The organism is Paenibacillus sp. GCM10027630, from assembly GCF_042676305.1.
GTDB lineage: Bacteria > Bacillota > Bacilli > Paenibacillales > NBRC-103111 > Paenibacillus_S.
The window spans coordinates 176080-201418 of sequence record NZ_JBHTGY010000002.1; the positions used below are offsets into that span (position 1 = coordinate 176080).

Genomic DNA, 25339 nt, shown 5'->3' on the forward strand with positions numbered 1-25339 from the left:
GCGTATATAAGGGTTTAAGCCACCCTTACATACGCTGTGTTCTGTTCAAAGCATGGACGTTTACTTTTGCTGTTCCCGGTATTGTCCGGGTGTTACTCCAACCAGCTTCCGAAAGTATCGGATAAAATTCTGCGAGTTATTATAACGAAGCCGTTCCGCAATTTCAGATATTTTAAGATCTGATTCAACAAGCCATTTTTTTGCAATCTTCAATCGATATTCCATTAAGTAATCGCTGAATTTGACTCCGGTTTCCTTGAAGAAAACCCTTCCGATATAGTTAGGATGCAGCTGCAGCTCTGAAGCGCAATGCTCCAGCGTCAGATCGAGTGCATAATCCTCATGAATCATTTGTATGACCACATCAGAAATGGTACGGTAGGGAAGCTCTTTGCGATCACCCATATAATGAATGAGGGGGATAATCACAATCGTTCTAAACCAAAGCTCTATTTCTTCGAGCGTCTGCAATTCGGACAATTGGTCAAATAATGAAATCTCCTGTGGGTAAATGGTGCGTACGGATACTCCAGCCAATTGGGCTAACTTTAACAAGTCGAGCAGCAGTCGGACCAGATGAACCTGATAATCTTGATTGCTTGCTTCCATTTGAAAAATTTCCACTGTTAGTTCATGAAGCAGCTCTTCCGCCTTAGCCGACTCGCCTCCCTTGATCGCAATCAGAAGCTCTGCCTCTAATGCTTCCGGGAAAACAATTCGACCCGAATGGACCGGCTGCAAATCATCAAAAAATAAAATGACGCCTTGCCCCATCCGGCTTCTGTATTTAAGAGCCTCTATTCCTTCTTGATAAGCTTTTGGAGTTTTATAGAATTCATGGAAAGGGCGGCTGATTCCAATGTTTACGCTCAGCTTTAAGAAATGAACGATGGCCCGTTGAATTTCCTCTGCGAGTGTATACGTTTCCATTTTAAACTGCTCCAAGCTGGTTTGATTTCCACCAATCAGCGTCACTTGGGATTGCTCGTATAAGATTGGACTCAACCGCTTTTCTGCGGGAATAAGATCTCCAATAATATTGTTAACAGCGTACATTAACAAATCGCGTTCATCGTCCTTGTAGCCGGAATTGGCAATGGAGTCGGGCTGAATTGTTAACACGCAAAGCCACCGAAACCCGGACGGATATCCAAGCCCTTGTATTTTTTCTTCAATCTCTTTGGGTTTGAGTGCCCCTTGAAATAGCTTCAGTACGAACAATTCCTTCAATGCTTGCAGTTGAACGGTCAACTTGCCAGCCAAAAGTGATTTGGTCTGCTGCAAGTTACGCATGCCTTCCCCAATCAGTTGAAATTCGTCTTTGTTTTTCAGATGAGAATCCGATTCCATATCGTGCACAATGGATTCATATAAAACTTTTACAGGAGTATACATTTTTCGGGAACCCAAGATGGATACAAGACAGGCAAAGGCAATAATGAGCACACAGGTTAGTAAAGAAATCCAACCTACGGCGCGGGATTCCTTCGTTAAATCCACTTCATTTATAAGAGATACGTAAATCCAGCCATTATATGCTGACTTGCGGAAAGTAACGCCCATATTACCGTAGGGCTCAATCACGCTGTTAAAAAAACCGGACGACTGCTTCTCACGCTTCAGCTTGTCCAGGATCGAACCGAGAGTGGTATTCAAAACGGCATTTCCATCCTCACCATCAGAAGCCAATAGTTGATATTGACTATCCAGAATGAATGTTTTTCCCAAACGGCTGTCAGTGGAAACCAGCTCTTTAATTTTGTAGCCTGGAATTTTGACAACGACCAAACCCAGCGGATTCGAAGTATTAATAGGCAGTTTTTTAACAAAATTAATGTAATAATCCGAAGCTTCCGTCTCAGGTGAATCCCCGGGTTCGAATGGGGCCTTATTCAGCTCCTTTATCCAAAAGGAAGATTCCGTTCGTTTGGCGTAGGTAAGATAGGTGTCTACATCCCCGGACTCGTTGAAATGGAACATTCCTCTGTTGTTAATGCCCCATTCTTTATTCAAATTAATCAAATCGATGTCCTGAATGCCGAGATTATAGGACTGCAGCAGATGAAGTCTTTGTGAAAGCTCTCTGGCCACATCAAAATCTTCTGAAGACAAATTTTTTTGCATCGAATTGTTGACTAGAGGGGCGTTGACGAATTGCGTGATGGTGACATCCACCGTATTTAAGATTTGTTCAATACGCATTTCCGTTTGCAGCTGTACCTGTCTTGTGCTCTCGTTGACTTTTTCCTGAATTTTCTGGGACGATTTGGAATACGAAAAGTACCCGCTAATCATCACAGGAACTGTACAGAGAAACGTGCTAAACAAAATCAGCTTGAGTAAATATTTGGAGGAAGTCATTCTCATAGCATTCACCTTCAAATTAGGGTTAGACTGGCAGTTGTAGGCGTTTCTTATTATCTTACTTACTGTCGGTTACTTCCGTCAACGCGCTTTTCAAGGAGATACTCATTTTTTAGACTTTACATAGTCCGCTTCAAATTCCGAGATAACGTTATCTCCTCCGTTCTTCTTCCATTGCTCGATCGCCTCTTCCCAGCCTGCATCGTTTAACTGCCCGATAATATATTTGGTACGGGCATCCTCAATTATGGAATTTAGCACCGATTCCTTCTCCCACATCATTGGAGAATACAAAGATTGCGCCGGATTGCCGACAGAAATCACCTTATTGGCATTTTTTTGCTCGATTAACTTTTTTTCTGTCAAATTAATTTCACCGACAGTCGCATCCAACGTACTAAGCTTCAGTTGGTGCAGTGCATTGTTTTGGGAATAAGCTTTCTCATCGGTTCGGATGTATATGCCATTGACCACTTTATAATGAACGCCCTCAATCCCCCACTGGAACAAATCCTGCATCTGTTTGTCAAGCAGCCGGTCCATGACAGATAAAATATACTTTAACCGTTCTTCCGATTGGACACTCGTTTTAGGGAACATAAGCAGCCCGTTATAACCGGGTGATGCGGGTAATCTTTCACCTTTGGGCCCGCTTATTCGGCTGATTGGCTGAAGCTGTGCTTCGGGAAATAACTTCTGAAGATGACTTTCAATAACAGTAGCCTTTTTAGCCTGAAAAAATACTCCTGCCTTCCCTTTAGTGATTAAGTCCTCAGCTTTACTGTAAATCGCAAAGTCTTGATTCACCAGCTTTTCTTCATACAGTTTGCGGAAAAACTTCATCGCATCCAAATATTCCTTTGTTCCAAAATCTGGTATAAACTTCCCGTCAGTAGTCACCGTCCAACCATTCGGACCGCCGAAATAGCTAACAATGGTATCGAAACCCCCAGGGATTTCTCCCATCTGTAATTTATTTAACGCTAACCCAATGGTATCGTTTTTGCCGTTTTTATCCGGATCATTCCATGTAAATGCTCTTAGAACCTCTAACAATTCATCCAATGTCTTCGGTTCATTCAAGCCTAAATTATTCAACCAATCTTTACGGATGATCATTCCGTTGGGAGAAACGTCCCGTGCACGATAAAGTCCGAATTTTTTTCCATTCACTGAGATGTTGGACATAATCATCGGATTTAACTTACTTAGATTTGAATAATCATCTAAATATGGCCCGATATCCCAAAACATACCCGACCTTTGAGCTTCCATCAAATTTGAAGATTTGTTTTTTTGCACAACCATCACCTCCGGTGTAACACCTGAAGCGATGGAGGCAGAAACCTTATCGTCATAGGCCGCACTCGGAATCCAAGTGATTTGCAGCTTCGATTTCGTATAGCTCTCTATAGCTTTTATGATGGCATTGTTTGGCCTAGGAGGCTCTTCCTCAAAATAAGGTACCATCATCGTAATTGGCACTTCGATTGCATTCTTGTCCGAAGCAATATCCGCTGTTCTCGTACCGCTTCCAGGAAACTCCATACAACCTGTAGATAACAATAAGAAGAATAGAATGAATAGAAAAACCGCTGCTGTTCTTTTGTCCACCTAAACAACCCACTCCATTCTTCTTAACAGATTTACCTTATTATAGCGGTAATTGAAGATCATGTCCTGTTTTTGCTGATTAATATTTTAAGTAATCATTTATTTGTTTAGAGCGGAGTCTGGAGCACACATATCATTTGTTTGTCCGTTTCCGAACGCACCGATCCAATTCGTTTTTTGACCGGATCCAATCGTCGTTACAAGTACGCTGTCACTAACCAGATCACCACTGAACCATTTGCCCCCGGACAATAGAGGTACCCCGCAGCTGTTGGCAGGCATTTCATTGTAATAGTGATTCAGCAGCTTCCCATTTGCCGCATTAATTACGAAAATATGGTAGCCTAGCTGTCTGAAATTGGTTTGAGTTTCAGCAATGAGCATCCCGTTGCAGTAAATAATATTCGGAATGCAGGTAAAGCCGTATTCTCGAAGATCGAGCTCCCACTCTACCTTTCCATTGCGAATCTGGTAGGCACTGATTTTTTTCCAGCTATCATCTTCAAGCTCCAAATAATCGACTTTTTGCCAATGATCGCCACAGCCTGCAAAAAGGACCCCCGCGTGATAAGCGATCGTCGCTTTTTTAGATAACGACAGTCCCTTCTTCTCCCAAATCAAGCTTAACTCCGGATCATATACCCGAATGGCCGAACCGAAAAGCTCGGAGCTGTACCAGTAAGTAACGACATAGCAGCTACCTTCATCCTCTGCCCATATGGTATTCCAGCAAATGGACGAAGATGGTGTCCCAACGATCGCAGTTTTCACGATCATCCCGGTTTCCGCATCGATTTTTACCAGTTTCCCATCCGTTTGATAATAGATGAATCCCTTTTTCTGATCGACACAAGGGGTAACCCCTCCTCTTGATTCCACAAACCACTCATCATTGCCGGTTTCCAAGGACATGGCATGCAGCCCGTTCTTTACACTCGCCAGAACAAGCTTGGCACCGTCCTTTTTCAAGTAATACGAATAGCCGAAAAACATGCTGCCTGGCTGGTTCGTTTCACTGACCCATTCGATCTCCGCCGTATCCGTGCGCATAGCGACGGTTCTAGCATATTCATGCTCGTGAGCTAGCAGAAGCCGCGTACCGTCTTTTTTGTCGATCACAATCGGCGAGCTGTCATATGTATCCGCAAACGGATACACTTGGACGACTTTCAGCGTCTCGATATCGAATGCCGCGACATAAGGGTAATCTGTTGCTTTATTCATATTATTGAACAAAGTTCCGTCTTCACTGAAAAGCTCCTGGTACAAGTTTGCCGTAAAATAGGCGATACCATCGACCACAGTGCCCCCTTGGGAATATCCTTTGACCTGCTGAGGAGATATAGGCTCCATAGTGAAAAATTCCCTCCCTAACTAAGCTAACTAAAATAAATCCTAATATCGATACAGCCAATTCAAACTATTTGCCAAATAACTCGAGTCGATTCATATTCTGAATCTCATGCTGCATGTCCAATTCCTCGCCTTGAGTTATGATCTTCTCAGCATAATGCCATTTTTGGGTTATTACAATTGTTTCAGACAGCATGGAACAGTCCAGCACGTCATAGACGGAGCAGCAATCATTATATCGGCTGATATTAAAATTAAAATCGTCGGCAACGATGATGCCCTGTCCTTTCACAAGCTGACTGACCATCAGTCCTTTCAACGCAAGAAATGCGGGAGAGTCTCTCTTTATTACGGGATTTAAGGTACTCAAATAGTTTTCTATTTGTTCATCATAAGGTGATTCTGTTTCATCGAAGTCAATATCTTCGATGATAAACGGTAGTATATCAGCTATCTTGGCCGTTTCCATAAATTGGTTTGAACGATGACGCCACGCTGCTCCATCGCCTCGAGCTAGGCTAATCGGCTCTATAATCCCGTGCGATTCATAGGATGGATTCTGCTTACTCTCAAGACTGAGTTTAGCCGGTTCTAGGCCAGGCGAACTAACGGTGATATGAATCATTCCAGGTTTTCCTGTTGAGCGAACAAGAAACGATACCGGAGTATCGATATACATGGTACCCTCCATTTCCTCCCGGCTGTGAATATTGGATACGTACCGATCCGGTCCAACAAGCTTGCCCGGTCCATCGACAGTAAAAAGTAACTCATTGGTTGCTCCAAATACATGGATACCGTTTCCATCTACTATGTCGACACGGATCAGTGCCAAACCTGAACGGTCGGCCGCAATTTCGCGAAAATACGGCTCAGCGACAATCTTTGCCGGAGGCCCGCTCATCGTTACGATGGATGTAACGGTGTGTTCTCCTCTGGAACCTATTGCTTGAATTGTACCTTGTTCTATGGGAACGCCTTCATAAATAACAGTAAAGTCATTATTTGGTCCTGGCTTCTGTTTCCCCACAGTGTTCCCGTTTATATAGAGCTCTAACTCGTCACAATTACTGTTTATGACGATTTGCCGCTTTTGCCCGATATATCTATCCATCCAATAATAAGGATGGATATACACCATCGGTTCCATTCCCCAATAAGCTTGCCATAAATAGTACATAAGCTTGGGTTCACGGTAAGCATCAACCCAACCTTTCGGATTTATGTGCTTAAGAGGCGCGTTTACATACTCACGATCTGCACCGTGGTCAGCATAGATCCACATTACACCGTTCATATCAATCCGTCCCCGTTGGCTCGCTCCATCCATTAATGCCATATCGTGCTGCCATCGTTCATGACCAGTATGCTGTCCATTTTCCGGAGTAAGCGGTTTCACATCCTCGTTGTACCAACCGCGCACTGTGCAGCGAAGCAAATTCTCCATTTCCAACTGATGGTGGTTGTGCGGCTCATTCTCTCCCCGGCCCGCGACATGCCGATAATGGATAATTCGGGTACAATCTTCCTCCCGCGCCCACGCACCATCTGCCGCATGATTCGTTTCGTTCCCCATACTCCAAATGACAATACTCGGATGATTCCGATCTCTCTTGATCATTTCACGAACTTGCTGCTCCTGTACTGCATTATCAAACCTAATATTTTTGATATTCGGAACTTCCTCACAAACTATCATTCCGTGCTTGTCGCAGAAATCATACACATACTTGTCTTGCGAATAATGGCATGTTCGGATAAAGTTATGTCCTAAATTGTATTTGATATCCCGTAAATCTTTCTCATGCATCCATTTCGGTATAGCATCTCCAAGCCATGGGTATTCCTGATGCCGGTTCGTGCCGTGAATATGAAGTTCCTTTCCGTTCCAGATGAGCTGCTTCCTCTCATAGTCCCATTCAAACCAGCGAAACCCTAGCGGGCTCTTATACAGATCGGTCAAACGCTCTCCCTCAAAAACCATGGAAACCACTTTATACAAGTTTGGTTCATCCGGGGACCATAGCTTTGGATAGGAAATATGTGGACTTCCTTGGTCAAATTCAAATAATTGGCCGCTATGAATATCTGCTTCAGACACCATTACGGCAACTTCACAATGATCCTCATCCATGATGATCGTCTTCAATACAGTCTTTTTCAGCGCTTCGCTATCATTTTTAACAAAGGTACGTACCCTTACCATTGCCCATTGAGCCGTAACCTCCGGCGTTGTTATGAACGTCCCTCCCTCATGCTCGGCCGAGCCTTGAAACGGAATATGAAGCTTATCTTTCAATACTAGACGGACATCCCGGTATATCCCGCCATACACATTAAAATTCCCGGCAGTCATCGGTGGTATCCCGAATGGGTCGTTGCGCCGGTTAGACACAGCGACAGCCAGCACATTCATTTCATCGAATCGAATGTAGCTGCTCACATCTACAGAGAAAGAGGCATAGCCTCCTTTATGTTCACCTACTTGACGACCATTCATATAAATTCGGCAATATTTCATTACCCCATCGAATTCGATAAAAATCTTCTTGTTCTTATGTTCAGACGAAAGATGGATCGATTTACGATACCATCCCCAGCCATACCACCAGTACTTATCGTCTTTCTCTGAGGGCTGTCGAATAAAGGGATGAAGTTCCCCTGTTGTCTCATAAGTAATCCATGTATGCGGAATGGCGATAGGAATCCATTCGGTTTCATCATAACTCGGCTCTGAGGGATTCTCAACTAAATCCGCTGATGGAAAGTACGCAAAGCTCCAATTACCATGGATAGTTCTACTAGTGTTATTGTTAGGCGCATCTTTAATTTGGCTCATCGCTTCTTCACCCCATTATTCCATAGTTGCTCCTAGAGTATAGCAACCTTCCCCAACAAGAGATATACATGTTTTTAGTGATATTCTACATATTTTTAGGTATACTTTTTCTGTACCATTTTTGTATTGGGGGCGAAATAGATGTATTGGAAGTACCCGGATACCATTCTTAAATTTGACGGACTAACCGCCAAACGTTTTCGCAAAGATCATTTTTATATGGATGATCATTTTCATTCTTGGTATGAAATAACTTACTTATTGGATGGAAGTCGTCATTTTTTCATAAAAGATAAAAAATATGTTTTAAAAAAAGGCGATTTGGTATTTATAGCTCCGAATGATATCCATCGCAGTCTGGATGCTAATCCAAGCGAGTATGAGAAAATCGAACTTGGATTCGATCTCAAGTGGATTTCGAGAGCCCGAAACATCGCACCCGATTTTGAAATGGATTTCCCCTTTCATCAAGATATCCGCATTTTGAGGCTTACACTACAGGAACAAGAATATGTAGAATCCATTTTGACCAAAGTGATGCACGAAATCATGCAGGAGCAGTACGGATTCCAGCATGAGGCAGCAATGCTTCTTACACAACTACTTATGTTTTCGACACGTCTCTATCAATTACCGTCTCAACAACAGCCGCAGACATCTCCCGGCTCGGACAATATTACAAATATGATTCGTTATATTAACGACAATTATATGGAGAAGCTTTATTTGGAAAATATAGCGTCCAAATTCCACTTTAATCCAAGTTATTTAAGCTATCGTTTTAAGGAAGTTACAGGGATTTCATTTGTGGATTATGTAAATAGCGTTCGTATTCAGGAAGCCAAAAAGCTTCTGGTTAAATCCAATTCGCCCGTCACGGAAGTTGCCATGCAATGCGGATTTACCAATTTAACTCATTTTGGCCGAGTCTTCAAAGGATTAACAGGGATCACGCCTACCCTATTTCGTAGAAACTATAACGTCCCTATTGGACCAGACACAAGGTAATATACGTTTGCTTTGAACAACAGAAATCAAGATGGGAATTTAGGCTGCTTATTAGGAAAACTGCCCGTTAGCTTAATGCTCTGTCCAATTGATTGCAGTGATTTGGCTAGTATATACCCACGTTATGTAACCATTGTCGGGAATGAGATAAAGTTCTTGTCATTGAAATTTGACAAGAATTTTATCCCATAACACAAAAAAGCCGCGATTTACGTGGTTATTAATGAGATAATGTTCTTGTCACTCGACAGAAATATAAAAATAACCGTTTCCTTTCCGTACATTTAAAAAGCAGACACCCCACTGCGCCTGCTCTTCAATATGTCATCCATATTGTATTAATTTATTATGATCCGATTTCCGGAGTTTTGTCTTTTGTAGCAGATAACCCTGTCTTTTCGGGAATAGATTGATCCTGAGCAGTTGGCACCTGCTGCGATACTTGCGTCAAAGCGTCCTCAGCTAAGAGGCGGCGTCTTGCAAGGTGTCCCTTCAACCAGCGCCAACCACCACCGAGCAGCAATACAATCACGATCCAAAATTTCTTTAGCAACACGACCTGAGCAGCCAAGATCCCAACCTTTTTGGCAACGGCCAGTCCTGCACCACCAAGGATTAGGGCTGTTAATCCATACTCGGATACCTTATCCTTGCTTGCATCAAAGTCCTCATAACGTTGGCCTGTCTTCATTTTTATAGCACTCAGTACTTGAGAGGACACAACCTTCTCATCCTCTGCACGGTGCTCCGGGTCGGAAACCAGTATGGCCGAAATGTATCCGGTTCGGCTTAAAATCCGTACGTTATAGTTAACTATCGGACGATTTTTGGCGTCGGCAGCAGCAATTGACCAGGTGAGATAGTGCGTGTTCTCATCATAGAACGGCTTCACGTCCCAGCCCGTTATTCGTAAATGCTCTTCAGCAGGGAGATCCTTGTTACGTTGCTCAGTTCCATCCCGATAACTTTGCAGTAGAGCATTCGCATCAATATTTTTCTTCTCTTCATCTTTTATATGGCCGGAATCCCGATATTCAAGAAACAGTGACCAGTTTTGCTTCGTGTCAACTGGATAGACACTCCCTATTTCAGTGCCGTTTGGTTTGTCATGGCTGTCGGAAAGCAGCTGCTTTGTATCAACCGCATTCAAAAATACAAAATCCTTCCCCAGATCAAGGGTCGAGGTGGTACCAAGATCAACCGTCGTATCGCCCTTGACCCAGTTGTATTTGGAGTTGTTGGTGCTATCCCCTTCCGCCCACACTTGACCTTTCATGATACTTAATAAAACAACAGCGGCAAGAAACATCTTCCCCAATTTCATTCATAGTCCTCTTCTCTATTTTCGATTACATTCGACACAATAGTATTATTTTACCATCATTTCGCTAAAATGGAATCTGAATAATGTAAAAAGACAGCCGGCCAGCTTATGAAACCAGGTAGGGAAAGCATACTGCCTTTTTAATAGCTTCCCTTTCATCACCTACGGCAATAATAAGATCGTGCTAATTCCGAGAAGCACTAATAAGCTTCCTGCAATAATTCGGATATTGATGCCCTCCTGATTTTTTAGCAAAAAATAGCTGAGAGGAATTACCAGAAGGGGCTGGGCTGTCGTAATTAGAGTCGCAATTGAAACCGGTATGTAGTGCATCGCAGCAATATGGGCGATTTGTGCTGAAATGGTCAGCACCCCGCTGATTACATATAACCGTACCGCTTTGGAATCTGCATTATGCAAGGAAGAGATGATGTGTCTAACTTTTTTGTTAAATATGAATTGCAGGATCACTCCCGTCAACGCCCCAAGCAAGCCCCCAAGCACAGGCTCGTTCCAATCCTGAATGGCGGTTCCGCGTGTAATATTTCCTAACGCATAGGATACTGCCCCTAACAAAGCTAACGCAGCTCCCGGCTGTACAAGTCCACGCCATCTTTGCCATTTGGACACTTCACTAAGTGGCAAGGCCACTTCCCCATGCTGTCCTGCAGCGGCATATTTACGCGACGGATTGTAGCTTACCACAAAAAGCCCCAACAAAACGACGACGACCCCCAATGATTCCCAATATGACAAGGTTTCATCTAAAAACAGCCAGGCCATAAGAAAAGTGAACAATGGACTACTGACCATAAACGTACTGGCTTTAGACGGCCCTAACCTGGCAATCGAATCAAAATACAAGGAACGTCCTAAATAAGAAGCAAAAACTCCAGATGCTGCAAACATAAGAAAGCCAAGATTATGAAATTCGAGAGGATCGCTATCCACAACCAGACGGATAATAAATAAACCGAAGGAAAATAACACGTTAACCGAAATAGAAATCATAAAACCAACATCTAAACTAAGCCGCCCACTGGCGGTCTTGGTAACGATGACATTTAAAGAAAACATAAGCAGCGATAGAATAGCTAATAGTTCTCCCACCGGAAGCCTCCTTTTTCACTACACAAAAACAATTCATTCTTTAATAACTAGCCCTAAAAGCCCCGCTAAGGAAGCCGCCTGACGCCGTGTCACGATACAACCGGGCAAATCCTCTATTTCCACATGCAATCCATCAAATTCGCAGTCACTCAGATCAACTCCCTCCAGCTTCGTCCCCGAAAGCACAGCCTGATCCATATTGCATCGGGAAAAAAATAATGGATTCAGCGAGGAATGATAAAAATCAGAACTAATTAATGAACAATCCTCAAAACTGACTTGCTTGAATTTTGCAAGCTGGAACAGGGAATAGTCCCCTAAGCACTCTAGAAAACGGACGTTTTGAAATCTGCTTTTGGAAAAGTCCGTACCTATGATCTTGCAATTTCTGAACTCTACCCGATGGACGAAGGAACCGGAAAAATCAACATTGGAGAGATCACATTTTTCAAAAATAATGTCTGTAAGCTCGCTCTCCGGCAGTGACGTCTCCATAATTGTTACCTTAGTAAAAACCATTTTTTCAAACGAAACCTTGGAAGCCTTCTGATTGTCTATTGTCGTATTGTCTACAGACCCCGTGCTGAATTCGTCTCTTGATTGGAGGGTGTGTAATTGTTCAGTTACTTGCGGTAAATTTAAAGGGATTTTGGGCAATTCAATTTTACTTTTCATGGATACCTCCATTTATTTGACATTTAGTTATCCATCAACTATTAGTTGTGAATACAAGCTAGCATTATCAAAAAAGCATATCTTCATAATACTCTGCATGTACTCTTGCCGTCATTAAGCAGGCTATACTTTTGCTATATTTCCTAACAGGCGAAATTCCGGGTTGATTATTTCCAAAATGCGGGTATATTAATAAAAACTTCTATTGGAGCCATACAACTGCATAACCATTCGATGATTGGGACAGTAATTATTGACAATAGTTGAAGCGAGCCGGGATAGGAAAGCCAGTACGGCGTCATTAATGAAACGGACCCATGAGAAGATCTTCTGAAAATGTAGTAGGAAGGTCGAGCTAACACCGTTATCTTTGGAGTAGTTAGACTCCGGTACATTGTATAGCGGCAAAAAGAAAAACCACTCGACCTGAGTGGTTCTTTTGAGCAATTTATTTACCGGGATATAATTTGTTCAGGGATTCTCTCTGTAATGGCTTAATATCAATGATGTTGCGAATGCTCTTTGCCTTTGCCTCGGCTTCATCGAGCGTATCACTTAAGCCCAAAACAAGTAAGGTGCCTACGGCTACCGTCCCGGTTCTGCCTTTTCCTCCACCACAATGAAAAGCAATTTTCTTGTTTTGCTGGTAAGCTTCGGTGACAGCCTGGATCGCTTGCTCAAAGGCCTTTTCTTGTGGGATGGCAGAGTTGTCTGCTAACGGGATTTGAATCCATTTCGCATTCGCCGCCAAGTACGCACATTCCGTTGCTTCGCCGCGCAGATCCACGATTACGTCAATACCTTCATTTTTCACCATCGATTCAACGTCAGTGGCCGCGCCCATGAAAATTTTATCCGGAATCAAAGCATGATAGTTTTTTTCAGACGACATGGACTAAACTCCTTTTTTAAATGATCCAAATTCAATTGCAACTGGAGCTGATGGTGGAGCGTAGCACAAGGATAAATCCTTGGTTTCTCCGGCCGATTCAAATTCCGAATCTTCTTTTGTGTAGAAAATTTCCCAAGCGTTTCCGTCTGGATCATACATCCAAACTTTATCCTGTACCGCATAGCAGCAAGTCGTATTCATCTCGTCAATCAAAAGTAGGCCGCTTTGACGTAGCCGCTCACCCATAGCCAGTACTTCTTCGGTGTTATTCACTTGGAAACCCAAGTGATTTAATACACCCTTTTGTTCAAAGGGACGGACATTTAATGAAAAGTGAAGTGCCAGTTCTTCTAACTCAAATTTTGCATAATTATCTTTGATTTTACTTGGTTCTGCCCCAAAAAAAGCACGATAAAAATCGAGTGACTTATTGAGATCGGTGCAGTTTAAAGCGACATGCATTCTTTTGATCATAGGATCCAGCTCATCTCCCTTCTTTGACGAATTGTTCAATCCGCCTCTTAATCGAATCACGAACGGTGCGGAACTGATTCATGATTTCGTCTTCCGTTCCGGTCGCCTTTGCTGGATCATCAAACCCCCAATGCCATTTGGTGACATTCTTGTTGGAGATTACAGGACAATGCTCGTCTGCGTGGCCGCACAGGGTAATGACATAATCGGCGCGATTCAAAATGTCAGGATCGATCACATCGGAGGAGTTATTGCTAATATCCACTCCAGCTTCGTTCATGACTTGAACCGCACGCGGATTCAGTCCATGTGCTTCAAGCCCCGCACTTTTCACTTCGTATTTGTCGCTGCCAAGAGAGTTCAAAAACCCATCCGCGATTTGGCTTCTGCATGAATTTCCGGTGCACAAAAAGTAAATTAACGGTTTTTTCTCCATGATTAAAATCTCCTTTGATAGTTCAAATGGTTAACAGTTAAGCGCCTTGATGCCCTCTTTTGGTTTGTTTACTTCCCAAAAAAGATTTAATGATCATCGCAACAACAACGAGCACAGCGACAATCGCCACAATACATAGCCATACATTCACATTCCAAGTTTGGATGGCATAGAGCCATAAGTATAGACCAATGAGGGTAAACAACAACGTTGGAACGGTTAAGATAATCCCGATTTTAAAGTAATACCCCCAGCTAATTTTCACGTTTTTCGTGGATAGCACATGCAGCCATAGCAGGGTGGCCAATGACCCGATCGGAGTAATTTTTGGTCCTAAATCTGATCCGATCACATTAGCATAAATCAGCGCTTCACGAATAAATCCTTGGGTTTCTGTTCCTTTGATGGCCAGTGCATCAATCATGACCGTTGGCATGTTGTTCATAATGGACGATAGGATCGCTGCGATAAAGCCCATGCCTACCGTCGTCGCGAACAACCCTTTGTCTGCTACGGCTTGTATGACACTGCCTAACGCATCGGTAAGCCCCGCGTTTCGCAAGCCATAAACAACCACATACATGCCAATGGAGAAAATCACAACGGCCCAGGGCGCGCCTTTCACAAGCTTCCAGGTATGAATCGCAGGGCTTTTTCTAGCGGCGAACAAAAAGGCAATGGCCGCGACCCCGGCAATAATCGATACAGGGATGGATAAAAATTCACTGCCGAAATACGCAACAAGCAGCGCAGCTAAAATGACCCAAGATAATTTAAACAGCCTCATATCCTTAATGGCTTCACTCGGCTTTTTTAGCTGGGTGAGATTATAGCTCTTTGGAAGGCTTTTGCGGAAATACAGATACAACACCAGCAGACTTGCGATGATCGAAAAGAAATTCGGAACAATCATACGACTCGCGTATTCAGCAAATCCGATGTCGAAATAATCAGCAGATACAATATTCACCAAGTTACTTACGACAAGCGGCAATGAAGCTGTATCGGCAATGAACCCACTCGCCATAATAAACGGTAATATCATCTTTTCATCAAACTTAAGCGCCCGAACCATCGCTAATACAATGGGCGTGATGATCAATGCTGCACCATCGTTGGCAAATAGAGCCGCGACCGCCGATCCAAGCAGGATAATAAACACAAACATGAGTAGACCGTTTCCGCGTGCCAGCCGCGCCATATGTAACGCCGCCCACTCAAAAAATCCAATTTCATCAAGTACCAATGAGATTAGAATGATGGCCACAAACGCCAAGGTTGCATTCCAGACAATGCCGGTGACAGTCCCAACATCTGCGAAGCTGACCACGCCGAAAATTAACGCGAGAATGGCTCCAGCACTTGCCGACCAACCGATATTTAATCCCTTTGGTTGCCAAATGACAAACGTTAGAGTTACTAAAAAAATAAGAAAAGCAGTAATAGCCATGTAATCCTCCACACTATTCGCAGTCATTTTTTAACTGATCGATTTTTCCTTTTAAGGATGGGATATATCCTAAAACTGCCTGAATGTAAGGTTTGTCTTCAATATTTAAGGAATAATAAATCCATTGACCTTTACGCGTTTCGTTCACAAGCCCTGCCGCTTTTAATTTACGCAGATGCTGGCTTGCGTTGGGCTGTGACGTTTCCAATAAATCCACAATGTCACAAACGCAAAGGGCTCGTTCTTTCAATAAGGCCAGCATCGTCAGCCGGGTCTTGTCACCAAGCAGTTTAAAATTTTCTGACATTTCATTGATTTGTTCCATATCAACCCTCCCTTGAATGCTATACCACCTTATGCTCTTTTAACAGCTGCAACACATTTTCTCGAATCAAATCCCGTGTAACCCGGAATTCTTCAATGGTTCCTCCGCCTTGCTTTGGAGTTGGGTCAGGGATATCCCACTGCACATTCGTTATGCCAAATGGCACAATTGGACATTTTTCATTCACTTGCTCGCAAAGTTTAATGACAATTTGGGAGCTAATGAAGACTTTCATATCAATACGCTTCGATTGTTGATCCGATATATCGATACCTACTTCCTTCATGACTTCAATCGTTAAGGGGTGAATCTGACTTTTTTCTACGCCCGCACTATTAACACTCACTTTATCTCCTGCAAAATGTCTAGCAAACGCTTCAGCCATTTGACTTCTACACCGATTATGAACACATAAGAAATACATCCACCAAGGCCTATCCATTTACTCGCCTCTCCCCAAATGAATTATGTAATAAATATATACGAATACACTTATATAATCAACTGATTATATTATTAAATATTTGTAAATGATAAATAAATTAAAGCTTCCACGGAAGCTTTAAGAGTTTGAATTTAGAATTTCCGAGCCGCAAAAAGGTTTGTCCGCTGACTTTGGGATCCTTATATTAAAGTATTACTTCTTCTTTCTAATAACATTACGTCTCTCCATTGGCCGTTCATTTTCCCAAGTTTTTCTCTTGTGCCAACTTCTCGAAACCCAGATTTATAGTGCAGTTTAAGACTCGGGATATTCTCCGGAAAAATCCCCGCTTGTAGGGTCCAGAATCCATTTTGTTCTGAGAGATCAATTAATTCTTTCATCAAACAATCCCCGATACCTTTTCCTCTTTAATGTTTGATATAAATACTGACCTCAGCTACCCCAGAATAAACGGGCCTAGAAGAAATTCTGCTCAATGCAGCCCACCCTAATATAATATTATCTTTAACGCAAACAATACTACAATCAGAAACGTGGTTTGAAAACCATTGCTCTCTAGGAGGAGCTTCTGTCTGAAAAGTCGCGTTTCCTGTCGCTATCCCGTCGAGGTAAATTGCTTTTATTTGATCCCAATCTTCTTCAAATGTACTGCGCAATAATAGTGGCATCATGTAATCTCCCTCTATTAAGTACAACCCATTCAATAATTCTTCATACTCATTAAATTTCCTTCTTTCCCCATTACCCAACCACACTTCATAGAAAAGCCACTGGTGAACCGTCATCTTTCCTCATCGCATTTCAATAAACAAATAGCCAAAGCTAGCCACAGAAGGGGCATTCTGTATCTTACTTTGGCACTGGATCTTTAACTCCTCAATTGATGAAGGAATCTATCTATGTCGGATGACAAGAAATTATTCAATAAATGACAAGAAACTGGTCATATAACTATTTTGATCCGAATCCCCATCACCATTAGAAAAAAGAAAGCCCCAAGTGGGACCTTATACTAGTATCTCATTAAGCTATAGTTTTCCGTCTTAACAAACTGATGTAGGGTTGTCTGTTTCCTTCGCTCATCGTATTGACCTCCTGCTCCACCGTAGGTAGCTTGTCACAACAGGCGGCTTAGCGGAGGAAAGATCAGTCTGTCGCCACATTAACTATATCCTACCCTACCAAGTTGGAACAGATATGCTCCTAGTGATATAAAAGAAGCAGCCGACAAATGTTTGCCGGCCACATCTTGTGCTCGTATTATTCGTCTGGCAGTGCCAAGCCGCGGTTATCAGTCAAGCAGTCAACGAACGGGTGTGTAGCGGAGCAGCACGACGCCAGAGACGAAAGGTTTGGTCTCCGTCAGCTTCAGGTCCAGTCGATCACGCATTCCCCCAACAATTGAGGACCACGTCCGGCAACAATGGGCTGTACCAGGAAGTGATACTCATCCACCAATCCCAGTTGTGCCAGGGTGGAACCGAGGCCGGGACCGCCGTTAACGAGTAAGCTCTTCCCTTCTGCCATAAGCTGTGGCACCTGCTCGGAAACAGGCCCCTTCAATAAGAAAGAGTTCTGCCACGACACTTGATCTAGCGTCCGCGAGACCACGTACTTGGGTTTCCGATCGAGCTGGCGTGCGAAGTCGACCAAGAATTGAGGTCCGACGCCGTTGCTGGCTATGGCTGGCCAGGCACTTTCCATCAACTGATAGATTTCGCGTCCTAAAAGCAGACCGTCGGACTGGTCCATCATGTCCACCGAATACTGGTGGAGCTCCTCATCTGCAATCACCTGCGTATGGTCACAGCAACCGTCCAGTGTCACATTCATCTGCAGGATTAAACGTCCCATATTCAACCTCCTTGCTGTCTATATTCTATCAAAGAATAGCAGGCCCGGTTTCTTATAGATTGCTAATGTGCACAGTTCAGACCCGACCGAGATGGTAAATTAAACAATTCTGCCTGTTAGCTTAATCCCGTAGGGAGTTTTCATATACCTCCTTTTCACTTCAAAGGAGACTCGTCGGGAATGAGATCAAGTTCTTGTCACCCGACAGTTGTTCAACACAGGCGAATGCTCTCAGGTTACACTCAGGATAATGTCCTTTAGTTCAATCACAGTCTTGATTCGATAGCTGGCCTGTGAGAAGTCATGTGTTTTTGTGAAGTCGTTATGGACAATAGCACAGTCGATACCAGCCGCCACGGCTGAGTTCAACCCTCTGTTTGAATCCTCTACAACCAGGGTCTCTTCTTTGGTAGCTCCCAAGCGCTTTAAGCCGGTCAAGTATGGTTCCGGGTGCGGTTTGGTGCGCTCGTAGTCTTCGCGAACAAGGACGAATTCCATGAATTGTCTAATCTGGCGCTTTTCATGAATAAGTTGAAAATCCGCACGTTTTGCAGTCGTCACGATGGCCATGCGGACGTACTTTGACAGTTCGGCTAGAGTTTCAACTACGCCTTCAATCTCTATGGCTTCTGTTCTTAGATATTCCTGATAATAGACGTTACGGACCTCACGCTGCTTACTGATGGTCTGTTCATCAATACCTGCCGCCCTAGCTTGGGACCAAGTGCCCAATGACTGGGTCATGTCGCGGAGGTATTGATCTTTATCCAAGGTAAATCCAATGTCAGCCAGAGCGCGTTCTCCCGCTTTGTAATACCAGAATTCAGTATCAACCAGAACACCATCATGATCGAAGAGTATGTACTTTTTCATTGTTTCGTTCTCCTTTGTCAGCTGCGGCAACCATGCCTACAGATCCTAATTCGGAATCACATCCCAATCGTCCTTCTTTTTACATTAGCCAATCTTATCAATGAACTAATTGCGCTAATCGAGATTTATATATGTTAATGACTTTTTTGTCCTTTTTCTTGACATAGACCAGTCATGTGCCAAATTCCTTTTTAAATATTTTTTTAAAAGAAGGCTTCCATTCTGACAAATCCTGATAAACAAACGTTATATTGTCACATATTTTATCTGCAGCTTCGTACATATGTTTTATATCATTAGCCGTAAATAATATATATCCTTTGCGTTGAGTACTGTCTACAATTGTTGGTATGGTGTCGCCCTCTTTTACTAATAGATCAATTAATACGACCTCGGATATGTTAGCTAACCCTTTATACTTGATTTCTTTTAAGCAACCTGGTTTGGGAATCAAGCTTAAAGACATGGCTTGACATTTTGAAGGTACACGTCTAAATTCATCTATAGTCTTAGTAGCTAACGCATCATAATAGTATCCAAATTGAGATATACCGGTTGTTAGTTCTACCATTTTCCAAATATTACCGCCACCTAACCTGACTTGAGACTCTATGATTATTGGCTTATTTTGTTTGTCTATCTTTACCTCTGTATGAGTAATGCCGTCTTCCAGCTGCATGTCGTCCAAAAATAGCATTACTTTTTCCATGATTAATTTTTTCTGAGATTCATCTATAGGTGCCGGCATAATAGTATAGTTTATTATAAACGTATCTTCTTTAAATATTTCAGCTGATATAGCTAGTATAGAATGTTTTTTGTTATATGAAACGGCTTCGACCGTATAAACTACGTCACCTTCAACGTACTCTTCCACTAAAATTTATGTTGTTGCAAACTATCGAATCTATCGAAAAGTCTTTACCTGCTAGAATTTCACGCATCATGTCTTTATTGCGGGTTATCATATTAGCGTTGTAAGAAAATCCTTTAACATCAAAAATCTTTACAATTATGCAAGCCGTATCTAAGGCTACTTCGTTGAAAGATACAACCATATCAAAAGGTTTCTCTTTGTACAATTCTTCAGCATAGTATACACACACGGGTATGTTTGTTGTGTCTATTTCTTTTTTATAGAAACACTTTTCTAAGATAGTTCCATCGAAATATATGTGTTTAGTGTAAGACCCTATATACGAAAAAGTATATCCCCTGTCTAAAGCATCTTGTATAGGCTTTGTCCATCCCCCTATAAATAAAACGTGTGGTGTATTTTCTATGTCAGTTCCTTTTAATACCTTATACATCATAATCATCTCCTCTAAATTGAACTCGTATATTCAATGTTGGTTCCTTTTAATACGCCTCGCCTTAACAACGCTATTAAACACAATGCTGTTCCGAAGCCACCTATAAATAACGTAGTTTGAAGCCCAAATATAGAAACTAAAAATGCACTAGAAAAACTTCCTAATGCCCAAGCTCCCCAATTAAGCGTACGCTGTACAGCGTTTACTCTGCCCAGCATGTGACTTGGTGAGGCAAGTTGTCGTATGGTTTCAGCGTAAGGGGCAAATACACCTTCTCCCATACCATGTATGATACTTACAGCCACTATACCGTAAACGGTTCCCAAATATCCCATTATGGGTATAAAGGACAGACCCAGAACTGATACAGTAGCGCTATAAATAAGCATTTTTGTATTATTAACTTGTTGACTTTTTTTAGGAGTATCGTATTGCCTATTAAAAATCCCACCGCTGCCGAACCTACAACAAAGCCTATTTCAAGTTCAGATAGACCTATTACCTTATAAAGGAATATTACTAAAATGCTGTTTAGTATATATTTAAAAAAACCGTAAACAGCGCCCCAGCTTACAATTGGTTCCAATACAGGGTGGTTTTTAAAATATTTCAACCCTTCATATATGTTTTTATATATAGATTTTATATTTACGTTTTTTAAAGAGCCCTCTGTATGTGGTTTAAACCTTGAAATAAATAATACACACACAAAACAAACAAAATACGTTACTGCGTCAACAGTGAATGAGCCTGTTAATCCAACTAGAGTAATAACGATTCCTGCTAGCATAGTACCAATTACTATAGCAAGAGACTCCGAAAGGGCTAGTTGAGCATTTCCTTTTTTTAAGTTGTCTTTATCTGTTAATATTTCCGGTAAGAAAGAAGGAATTGCAATGTTGTAAAACGTGGTAAATATTCCATTTAGAAACATGAGAAACACCAATAAAGGGAACGTTATGTTATTTGTTACAGCCATTATGAATACTGATAAAAGTAAAACGCCTTGACATATACTACAAATTAGCAAAACCTTTTTTCTATGAAGGATGTCTATCAAAGCACCGGCTACTAATCCGAAAATTAGGTAGGGTATGAATATAATCCCACGAAGCAAGGCAGCATCCGCCTCACTTGTTTTTAGCACCTCTAATGCAAAAAGTGGCAAAGCTACTACAGTAAACTGGGTACCTAACAAACTTATAGACTGTCCTAGCCAAAGCTTGTAAAAATTAAAATATTTTTTATTTTTCATAATACACCTCTATAAATTCAAGTTTACGATTTAAATAAGATCAGACGAAAGCTATCTTTCATCTAATGTCCTTGTGTGTTCGTTTACCACCGCTGCCGTCCCCCATAAAATAATCGTCAATACATACTCGGTTAACCAAGGGACGCAATATTTCTGCAAAACGCTTGCTACTTGGTAATACGAGTGCGATGGCAACCTGTGCAGGAATACCGAATTCGGCAAGCAGTAGGACATAGGGCGCAAAATGCTTGCGAATATCTTCCCTATCGGTCTCTACTATCATACTTACCCGAACTTTGGTTCCCAACTGTTGCAGCATCTTCATGTCCCTGCGGACAAGCGGGCTTCGTGTTTGAACAAGCAGGAAGTCCGGGGGATTGTCTATCATAATTTCCAGTAAAGACTGCGTAATTTTCTCCTTGAGTTCGATTGGGGATAGCCCGCCATCTCTCATCAGCTAAATTGACTTCGTCTGTTGCATTTATAACTGTTGGCTTATTTTGTTTTCTCATGTAATCACCTCCACGGAAACCTAGTATAAACCCAAAATTCATCATTTGTACGGATTTGGGAATATAAGAGCAAGATTACAAAATCAAATAAAAGCAATTTATGATAAAAATATATGAGAGTTATGTATGGCAAAACAGGAGGGCCTTTAGATTGGGAACACATCAATTTCTTAACCAATTTACTCTTAACGGGATTAAATTCTGCTCTTTTCTTATCCAAATTTGCTTAGAATGGTTTTTTCTGAAATGCTCGCGGTACCCCTATTGCAAATTTAGCAGTGCTACGTCCGATAGTGAGTCGGATAGGTCTTCAGACCAAACTTAATAATTCCGTCATCAAAAGTAGGATTATGGAGATATACGACGCCTGCCGCTGAATCCCCCCCCCCCCCGTATTATTCCATTATCCTGCCCGTAGGTTGAGAAAAAAGGCTGCTTTACGGCAGCCTAAATACAATTAAACTATTGTGTCCCACAACCTATTTTATTGGATTAGTTCGTTATGATTTTTACGATACTCCATAGGGGCTTTATTCCCATGTTTTTTAAACGATTTCGTGAAATGAGTTGTATTAAAGAACAACTCATTCCGTTAACCTTGGCTTTTCGGGTTCCATACTTATTGCGTGGGAAGACAGCGATGTCTCAAGAGAGGCTTAATGGGTGACAGGCTTTCCTTTCCTGGAGCGATTCTTGTTTTAGCCTAATGTTAGCGGGGCAGAAAGTTAGCCAAGCTTCATTACAATGTCACAAAAATTCAATCATAAACAGGTGAAAAACATGAACAAAACGGCGATTTTGGTGTTACTTGAACTTGTAGAGCATCCGGCTGGCTTAAAGGTTTGATAATTGCCCCAGAGCATCTTAATTATTTAGTAGACGTCCATTATCATTCCATTGACCGTACATTTTGTTTTCTCTCGTGTTTGCTATGAATTTGTCTAATCTGCTCTCAAATAACTCCGGTTGATTTTTTATGCTTTGTATCGTGTCGATCCGAACTCTTTTATACAGATCCGGTAATGCCTTGAAATTCTCATATACATGCTTTTCCTCTTTCAGCCTTTGCTCTATAACCGGATCGATTCGAAAAGAATCGTAATCCATATCAGGAAGTACCTTTCTTCCTTCGTCTGTCATCAACCCTAACTTTTCGAGGCGGCGGACACGTTCTTTATTCAATTCAGTCCATGAGCTTTTTTTGCTTCGAGGGGACAGTCTCTGAGCCAGCTCCGTTTCAAATATTTTCTTCTTGACTCCATCGATCCATCCATAGCACAAAGCTTCCTCGACCACGTCCAAATATAAGAGCGTATCCGATTTGGGTATCATACTAATCAAGACCCAACAAGATTTTCCAGTCTTACTATTTTCCTGTAGCCAAAACCTCAACTCTTCTCTCGATTTTAGGGGAATTAAATTATCCATTTCCATATTTGAAAAAAGATTTCCTTTCTACATTTATCATATATCCGTTAATTCATGCTTACTTTCTCAACATATGATTTGGAAATTGCTGCTTTTATCATGATCAGTAAGAATGCAAACAACAAAATTATAATACCGCCTCAGATAAGTTGATGCTCGCCCAATTGAGAAATAAACAAGCCGCCGATCCATGTCCCTACCGTAATGCCAACATTAGAAAAGGAAACAAATAAGCTGTTACCGAATTCGGGAGCTTCTTTCGCATCAGTCATTAACAAGGCTTGACTTAGAATAAGCCCCCCGGAATGCACAGCTCCCCACACAAATACGATGACCGCCATCGGCCAAAAATGAGAACCCCAATAATAAATAAATAAGTAAATGACCGCATATACGAGAGGAAACAGGATAACCGTTTTTGTCATGCTTTTGTTCAGAAAGAACCCGAACAAGAAGTTTCCTGCAATCATGGTGACGCCAAAGATCATCAACATCACGCTAATCCAGGTACCGTTCATTTGGGTGACTTCTCCGAGATATTCGGCAAAGTAGCTGTAAACCGAACTCATCGCTGTAAAGATCATCACCACGATCAAGATCGTTAACCACAATTGAGGTTCGCGCAATATGCCGAGATGCTTGCCGAAAGACATTCTTTTCTTAACAGGCATTGAAGGCAGCCAGACCAGTATGCCTATAAAGGCAATGACGCTCACAATAGCTCCAAACAGGAAAGCAGCTTCCAGCGAAATTTTTGTGGAGAGATAGGATGTAATCGGTACGCCAAAAGCGAATCCAACGGTTACTCCGGCCATAACCTGAGTGACCGCTTTGCCGCTCTTTTCGGGAGGAACAAGGCTGGCAGCGGTCGCAAGTGCAATCGAAAAAAAGACAGGATGAAAAAACGCAGGAACAATCCGGAAGGCCAGCATAACTTCGAACCTTGTAGTATAAGCATACACCAAATTAGAGATGGCAAACATCAGGATAGCGGATAGTAAGATCGCTTTTCGATTCATGCCGGAAGCGAGTAATGTTAGGAATGGGCCTGAAATGGCAACGATAAAAGCAAATGCACTCACAAGGTACCCGGCCTCCGAGGGCGCTATGTGAAACTTTTGAGTGACTTGGGGAAGAACTCCGATCATGCCCATTTCAGTTGTTATGATGCCAAATATACCTAAAGCCAGAAAAAAGATAAGTGAAGAGTAGCTATTTTTCATAAATCGTGCCTCCATTGGTGTATAAAAAAATGGCCTTCAGTTGCAAGACCATTTTTCATAATGAGTTACTGTTTGTTGGATATTACCTTATCAAGAAACTGATCTGCGTCGCTATTGAATTTCCAATTAACTCCAAATTTATCAACTAGCATTCCAAAGCACGAAGACCAAGGAGTATTGGATAACGGCATGATGACATGACCGCCAAGGGACAAATGACTAAAGTATTCTTTCAGTTTTTTCTTATCATCGATGACTAGACTAATCAGAATATTATTTCCTTTCACCAGCTCGCCTGTTACTGCCTTCATTGAAGGCAAAATGTCCGACATCATGATTTTCCCGCCTGCGAATTCTATGGAAGACTCCATGATCATATTTAACTCATTTTCCGGCATTGGGTAGTTTGGATCTTGCGGGATATCCCCAAATTTCACTTTTTTTACTTCAATTGCTTTTAAAGCCTCCGAATAAAATTCAATCACTTGTTCTGCAATTCCATCAAAGTTTAAATATGCAATAGCTGACATAAAGCATAACCTCCTTCTTGTTATAAATGTAGTATAATCTAT

General features: G+C 42.0%; 20 protein-coding genes and 4 pseudogenes. 1 reads left to right on the forward strand and 23 read right to left on the reverse strand.

Annotation, left to right across the window (positions count from 1 at the left end; all coding sequences use genetic code 11):
- Positions 1 to 60: 60 nt before the first annotated feature.
- The 4 genes from ACFQ0C_RS02250 to ACFQ0C_RS02265 all read right to left on the reverse strand — a co-directional run bounded on the left by ACFQ0C_RS02250 (position 61) and on the right by ACFQ0C_RS02265 (position 8170).
- Positions 61 to 2367 carry a helix-turn-helix domain-containing protein gene (locus ACFQ0C_RS02250; protein WP_379363552.1) on the reverse strand — a complete coding sequence of 769 codons (2307 nt, stop codon included), beginning with the start codon at positions 2365 to 2367 and terminating at the stop codon, positions 61 to 63.
- 102 nt (positions 2368 to 2469) lie between these two features.
- Positions 2470 to 3978 carry an extracellular solute-binding protein gene (locus ACFQ0C_RS02255; protein ID WP_379363554.1) on the reverse strand — a complete coding sequence of 503 codons (1509 nt, stop codon included), beginning with the start codon at positions 3976 to 3978 and terminating at the stop codon, positions 2470 to 2472.
- A 99-nt stretch (positions 3979 to 4077) separates the two neighbouring features.
- On the reverse strand, positions 4078 to 5331 hold the full coding sequence (locus ACFQ0C_RS02260) for a hypothetical protein (RefSeq protein ID WP_379363556.1): 1254 nt from the start codon (positions 5329 to 5331) through the stop codon (positions 4078 to 4080).
- A gap of 67 nt (positions 5332 to 5398) precedes the next feature.
- On the reverse strand, positions 5399 to 8170 hold the full coding sequence (locus ACFQ0C_RS02265; protein ID WP_379363558.1) for a glycoside hydrolase family 2 protein: 2772 nt from the start codon (positions 8168 to 8170) through the stop codon (positions 5399 to 5401).
- A gap of 141 nt (positions 8171 to 8311) precedes the next feature.
- Here ACFQ0C_RS02265 and ACFQ0C_RS02270 point away from each other — a divergent pair, with 141 nt between their 5' ends.
- A complete protein-coding gene (locus ACFQ0C_RS02270; RefSeq protein ID WP_379363560.1) occupies positions 8312 to 9178 on the forward strand; it encodes a helix-turn-helix transcriptional regulator in 867 nt (288 codons plus the stop codon).
- A 346-nt stretch (positions 9179 to 9524) separates the two neighbouring features.
- On the opposite strand, the gene ACFQ0C_RS02275 is transcribed toward ACFQ0C_RS02270, so the two are convergent.
- The 19 genes and pseudogenes from ACFQ0C_RS02275 to ACFQ0C_RS02365 all read right to left on the reverse strand — a co-directional run bounded on the left by ACFQ0C_RS02275 (position 9525) and on the right by ACFQ0C_RS02365 (position 25297).
- A complete protein-coding gene (locus ACFQ0C_RS02275) occupies positions 9525 to 10502 on the reverse strand; it encodes a DUF2167 domain-containing protein (protein WP_379363562.1) in 978 nt (325 codons plus the stop codon).
- Between the two features lie 162 nt (positions 10503 to 10664).
- Positions 10665 to 11612 carry an EamA family transporter gene (locus ACFQ0C_RS02280; RefSeq protein ID WP_379363564.1) on the reverse strand — a complete coding sequence of 316 codons (948 nt, stop codon included), beginning with the start codon at positions 11610 to 11612 and terminating at the stop codon, positions 10665 to 10667.
- A gap of 33 nt (positions 11613 to 11645) precedes the next feature.
- The gene (locus ACFQ0C_RS02285) at positions 11646 to 12287 is read right to left on the reverse strand and encodes a pentapeptide repeat-containing protein (protein WP_379363566.1); all 642 of its coding nucleotides are present in this window, start codon (positions 12285 to 12287) and stop codon (positions 11646 to 11648) included.
- A 448-nt stretch (positions 12288 to 12735) separates the two neighbouring features.
- Positions 12736 to 13179, reverse strand: coding sequence for a protein-tyrosine phosphatase family protein (locus ACFQ0C_RS02290; RefSeq protein ID WP_379363568.1), 444 nt, complete (start codon positions 13177 to 13179; stop codon positions 12736 to 12738).
- Between the two features lie 3 nt (positions 13180 to 13182).
- Positions 13183 to 13653, reverse strand: coding sequence for an ArsI/CadI family heavy metal resistance metalloenzyme (locus ACFQ0C_RS02295; protein WP_379363570.1), 471 nt, complete (start codon positions 13651 to 13653; stop codon positions 13183 to 13185).
- Positions 13654 to 13663: 10 nt separating this feature from the next.
- Positions 13664 to 14089: an arsenate reductase (thioredoxin) gene (gene arsC / locus ACFQ0C_RS02300; protein WP_379363573.1), complete on the reverse strand. Its 426-nt coding sequence runs from the start codon at positions 14087 to 14089 to the stop codon at positions 13664 to 13666.
- A 37-nt stretch (positions 14090 to 14126) separates the two neighbouring features.
- Positions 14127 to 15539: an arsenic transporter gene (locus ACFQ0C_RS02305; protein ID WP_379363575.1), complete on the reverse strand. Its 1413-nt coding sequence runs from the start codon at positions 15537 to 15539 to the stop codon at positions 14127 to 14129.
- A 13-nt stretch (positions 15540 to 15552) separates the two neighbouring features.
- Positions 15553 to 15864, reverse strand: coding sequence for an ArsR/SmtB family transcription factor (locus ACFQ0C_RS02310; RefSeq protein ID WP_379363577.1), 312 nt, complete (start codon positions 15862 to 15864; stop codon positions 15553 to 15555).
- A gap of 19 nt (positions 15865 to 15883) precedes the next feature.
- Positions 15884 to 16306: an arsenate reductase ArsC gene (locus tag ACFQ0C_RS02315; protein ID WP_379363579.1), complete on the reverse strand. Its 423-nt coding sequence runs from the start codon at positions 16304 to 16306 to the stop codon at positions 15884 to 15886.
- Positions 16307 to 16488: 182 nt separating this feature from the next.
- On the reverse strand, positions 16489 to 16704 hold the full coding sequence (locus tag ACFQ0C_RS02320) for a GNAT family N-acetyltransferase (protein WP_379363647.1): 216 nt from the start codon (positions 16702 to 16704) through the stop codon (positions 16489 to 16491).
- Between the two features lie 12 nt (positions 16705 to 16716).
- On the reverse strand, positions 16717 to 17094 hold the full coding sequence (locus ACFQ0C_RS02325) for a GNAT family N-acetyltransferase (protein WP_379363582.1): 378 nt from the start codon (positions 17092 to 17094) through the stop codon (positions 16717 to 16719).
- 583 nt (positions 17095 to 17677) lie between these two features.
- Entirely contained in the window at positions 17678 to 18163 is a 486-nt protein-coding gene (locus ACFQ0C_RS02330; protein ID WP_379363584.1) for a dihydrofolate reductase family protein, read from the reverse strand.
- Positions 18164 to 18394: 231 nt separating this feature from the next.
- Complete coding sequence (locus ACFQ0C_RS02335) at positions 18395 to 19036, reverse strand: HAD family hydrolase (RefSeq protein WP_379363586.1); 642 nt, start codon at positions 19034 to 19036, stop codon at positions 18395 to 18397.
- A 172-nt stretch (positions 19037 to 19208) separates the two neighbouring features.
- Positions 19209 to 20346: pseudogene (locus tag ACFQ0C_RS02340) on the reverse strand (ATP-grasp domain-containing protein).
- 14 nt (positions 20347 to 20360) lie between these two features.
- Positions 20361 to 21604: pseudogene (locus ACFQ0C_RS02345) on the reverse strand (MFS transporter).
- 58 nt (positions 21605 to 21662) lie between these two features.
- Positions 21663 to 22037 (reverse strand): annotated as a pseudogene (locus ACFQ0C_RS02350) (radical SAM protein); the annotation flags it as partial.
- A gap of 943 nt (positions 22038 to 22980) precedes the next feature.
- Positions 22981 to 23550 carry a YdeI/OmpD-associated family protein gene (locus tag ACFQ0C_RS02355; RefSeq protein WP_379363588.1) on the reverse strand — a complete coding sequence of 190 codons (570 nt, stop codon included), beginning with the start codon at positions 23548 to 23550 and terminating at the stop codon, positions 22981 to 22983.
- Between the two features lie 41 nt (positions 23551 to 23591).
- Positions 23592 to 24767, reverse strand: a pseudogene (locus ACFQ0C_RS02360) (MFS transporter).
- Positions 24768 to 24832: 65 nt separating this feature from the next.
- Positions 24833 to 25297 carry a VOC family protein gene (locus tag ACFQ0C_RS02365; protein WP_379363590.1) on the reverse strand — a complete coding sequence of 155 codons (465 nt, stop codon included), beginning with the start codon at positions 25295 to 25297 and terminating at the stop codon, positions 24833 to 24835.
- Positions 25298 to 25339 lie beyond the last annotated feature (42 nt).

Bases quoted from the DNA above. Each gene is read 5' to 3' on its own strand.
- ACFQ0C_RS02305 (WP_379363575.1), bottom strand. From the start codon at position 15,539: ATGGCTATTACTGCTTTTCTTATTTTTTTAGTAACTCTAACGTTTGTC.
- ACFQ0C_RS02290 (WP_379363568.1), bottom strand. From the start codon at position 13,179: ATGTCGTCTGAAAAAAACTATCATGCTTTGATTCCGGATAAAATTTTC.
- ACFQ0C_RS02315 (WP_379363579.1), bottom strand. From the start codon at position 16,306: ATGGATAGGCCTTGGTGGATGTATTTCTTATGTGTTCATAATCGGTGT.
- ACFQ0C_RS02310 (WP_379363577.1), bottom strand. From the start codon at position 15,864: ATGGAACAAATCAATGAAATGTCAGAAAATTTTAAACTGCTTGGTGAC.
- ACFQ0C_RS02250 (WP_379363552.1), bottom strand. From the start codon at position 2,367: ATGAGAATGACTTCCTCCAAATATTTACTCAAGCTGATTTTGTTTAGC.
- ACFQ0C_RS02330 (WP_379363584.1), bottom strand. From the start codon at position 18,163: ATGGGACGTTTAATCCTGCAGATGAATGTGACACTGGACGGTTGCTGT.
- ACFQ0C_RS02275 (WP_379363562.1), bottom strand. From the start codon at position 10,502: ATGAAATTGGGGAAGATGTTTCTTGCCGCTGTTGTTTTATTAAGTATC.
- ACFQ0C_RS02285 (WP_379363566.1), bottom strand. From the start codon at position 12,287: ATGAAAAGTAAAATTGAATTGCCCAAAATCCCTTTAAATTTACCGCAA.
- ACFQ0C_RS02265 (WP_379363558.1), bottom strand. From the start codon at position 8,170: ATGAGCCAAATTAAAGATGCGCCTAACAATAACACTAGTAGAACTATC.
- ACFQ0C_RS02295 (WP_379363570.1), bottom strand. From the start codon at position 13,653: ATGATCAAAAGAATGCATGTCGCTTTAAACTGCACCGATCTCAATAAG.
- ACFQ0C_RS02365 (WP_379363590.1), bottom strand. From the start codon at position 25,297: ATGTCAGCTATTGCATATTTAAACTTTGATGGAATTGCAGAACAAGTG.
- ACFQ0C_RS02355 (WP_379363588.1), bottom strand. From the start codon at position 23,550: ATGGAAATGGATAATTTAATTCCCCTAAAATCGAGAGAAGAGTTGAGG.
- ACFQ0C_RS02325 (WP_379363582.1), bottom strand. From the start codon at position 17,094: ATGACGGTTCACCAGTGGCTTTTCTATGAAGTGTGGTTGGGTAATGGG.
- ACFQ0C_RS02270 (WP_379363560.1), top strand. From the start codon at position 8,312: ATGTATTGGAAGTACCCGGATACCATTCTTAAATTTGACGGACTAACC.
- ACFQ0C_RS02260 (WP_379363556.1), bottom strand. From the start codon at position 5,331: ATGGAGCCTATATCTCCTCAGCAGGTCAAAGGATATTCCCAAGGGGGC.
- arsC (WP_379363573.1), bottom strand. From the start codon at position 14,089: ATGGAGAAAAAACCGTTAATTTACTTTTTGTGCACCGGAAATTCATGC.
- ACFQ0C_RS02335 (WP_379363586.1), bottom strand. From the start codon at position 19,036: ATGAAAAAGTACATACTCTTCGATCATGATGGTGTTCTGGTTGATACT.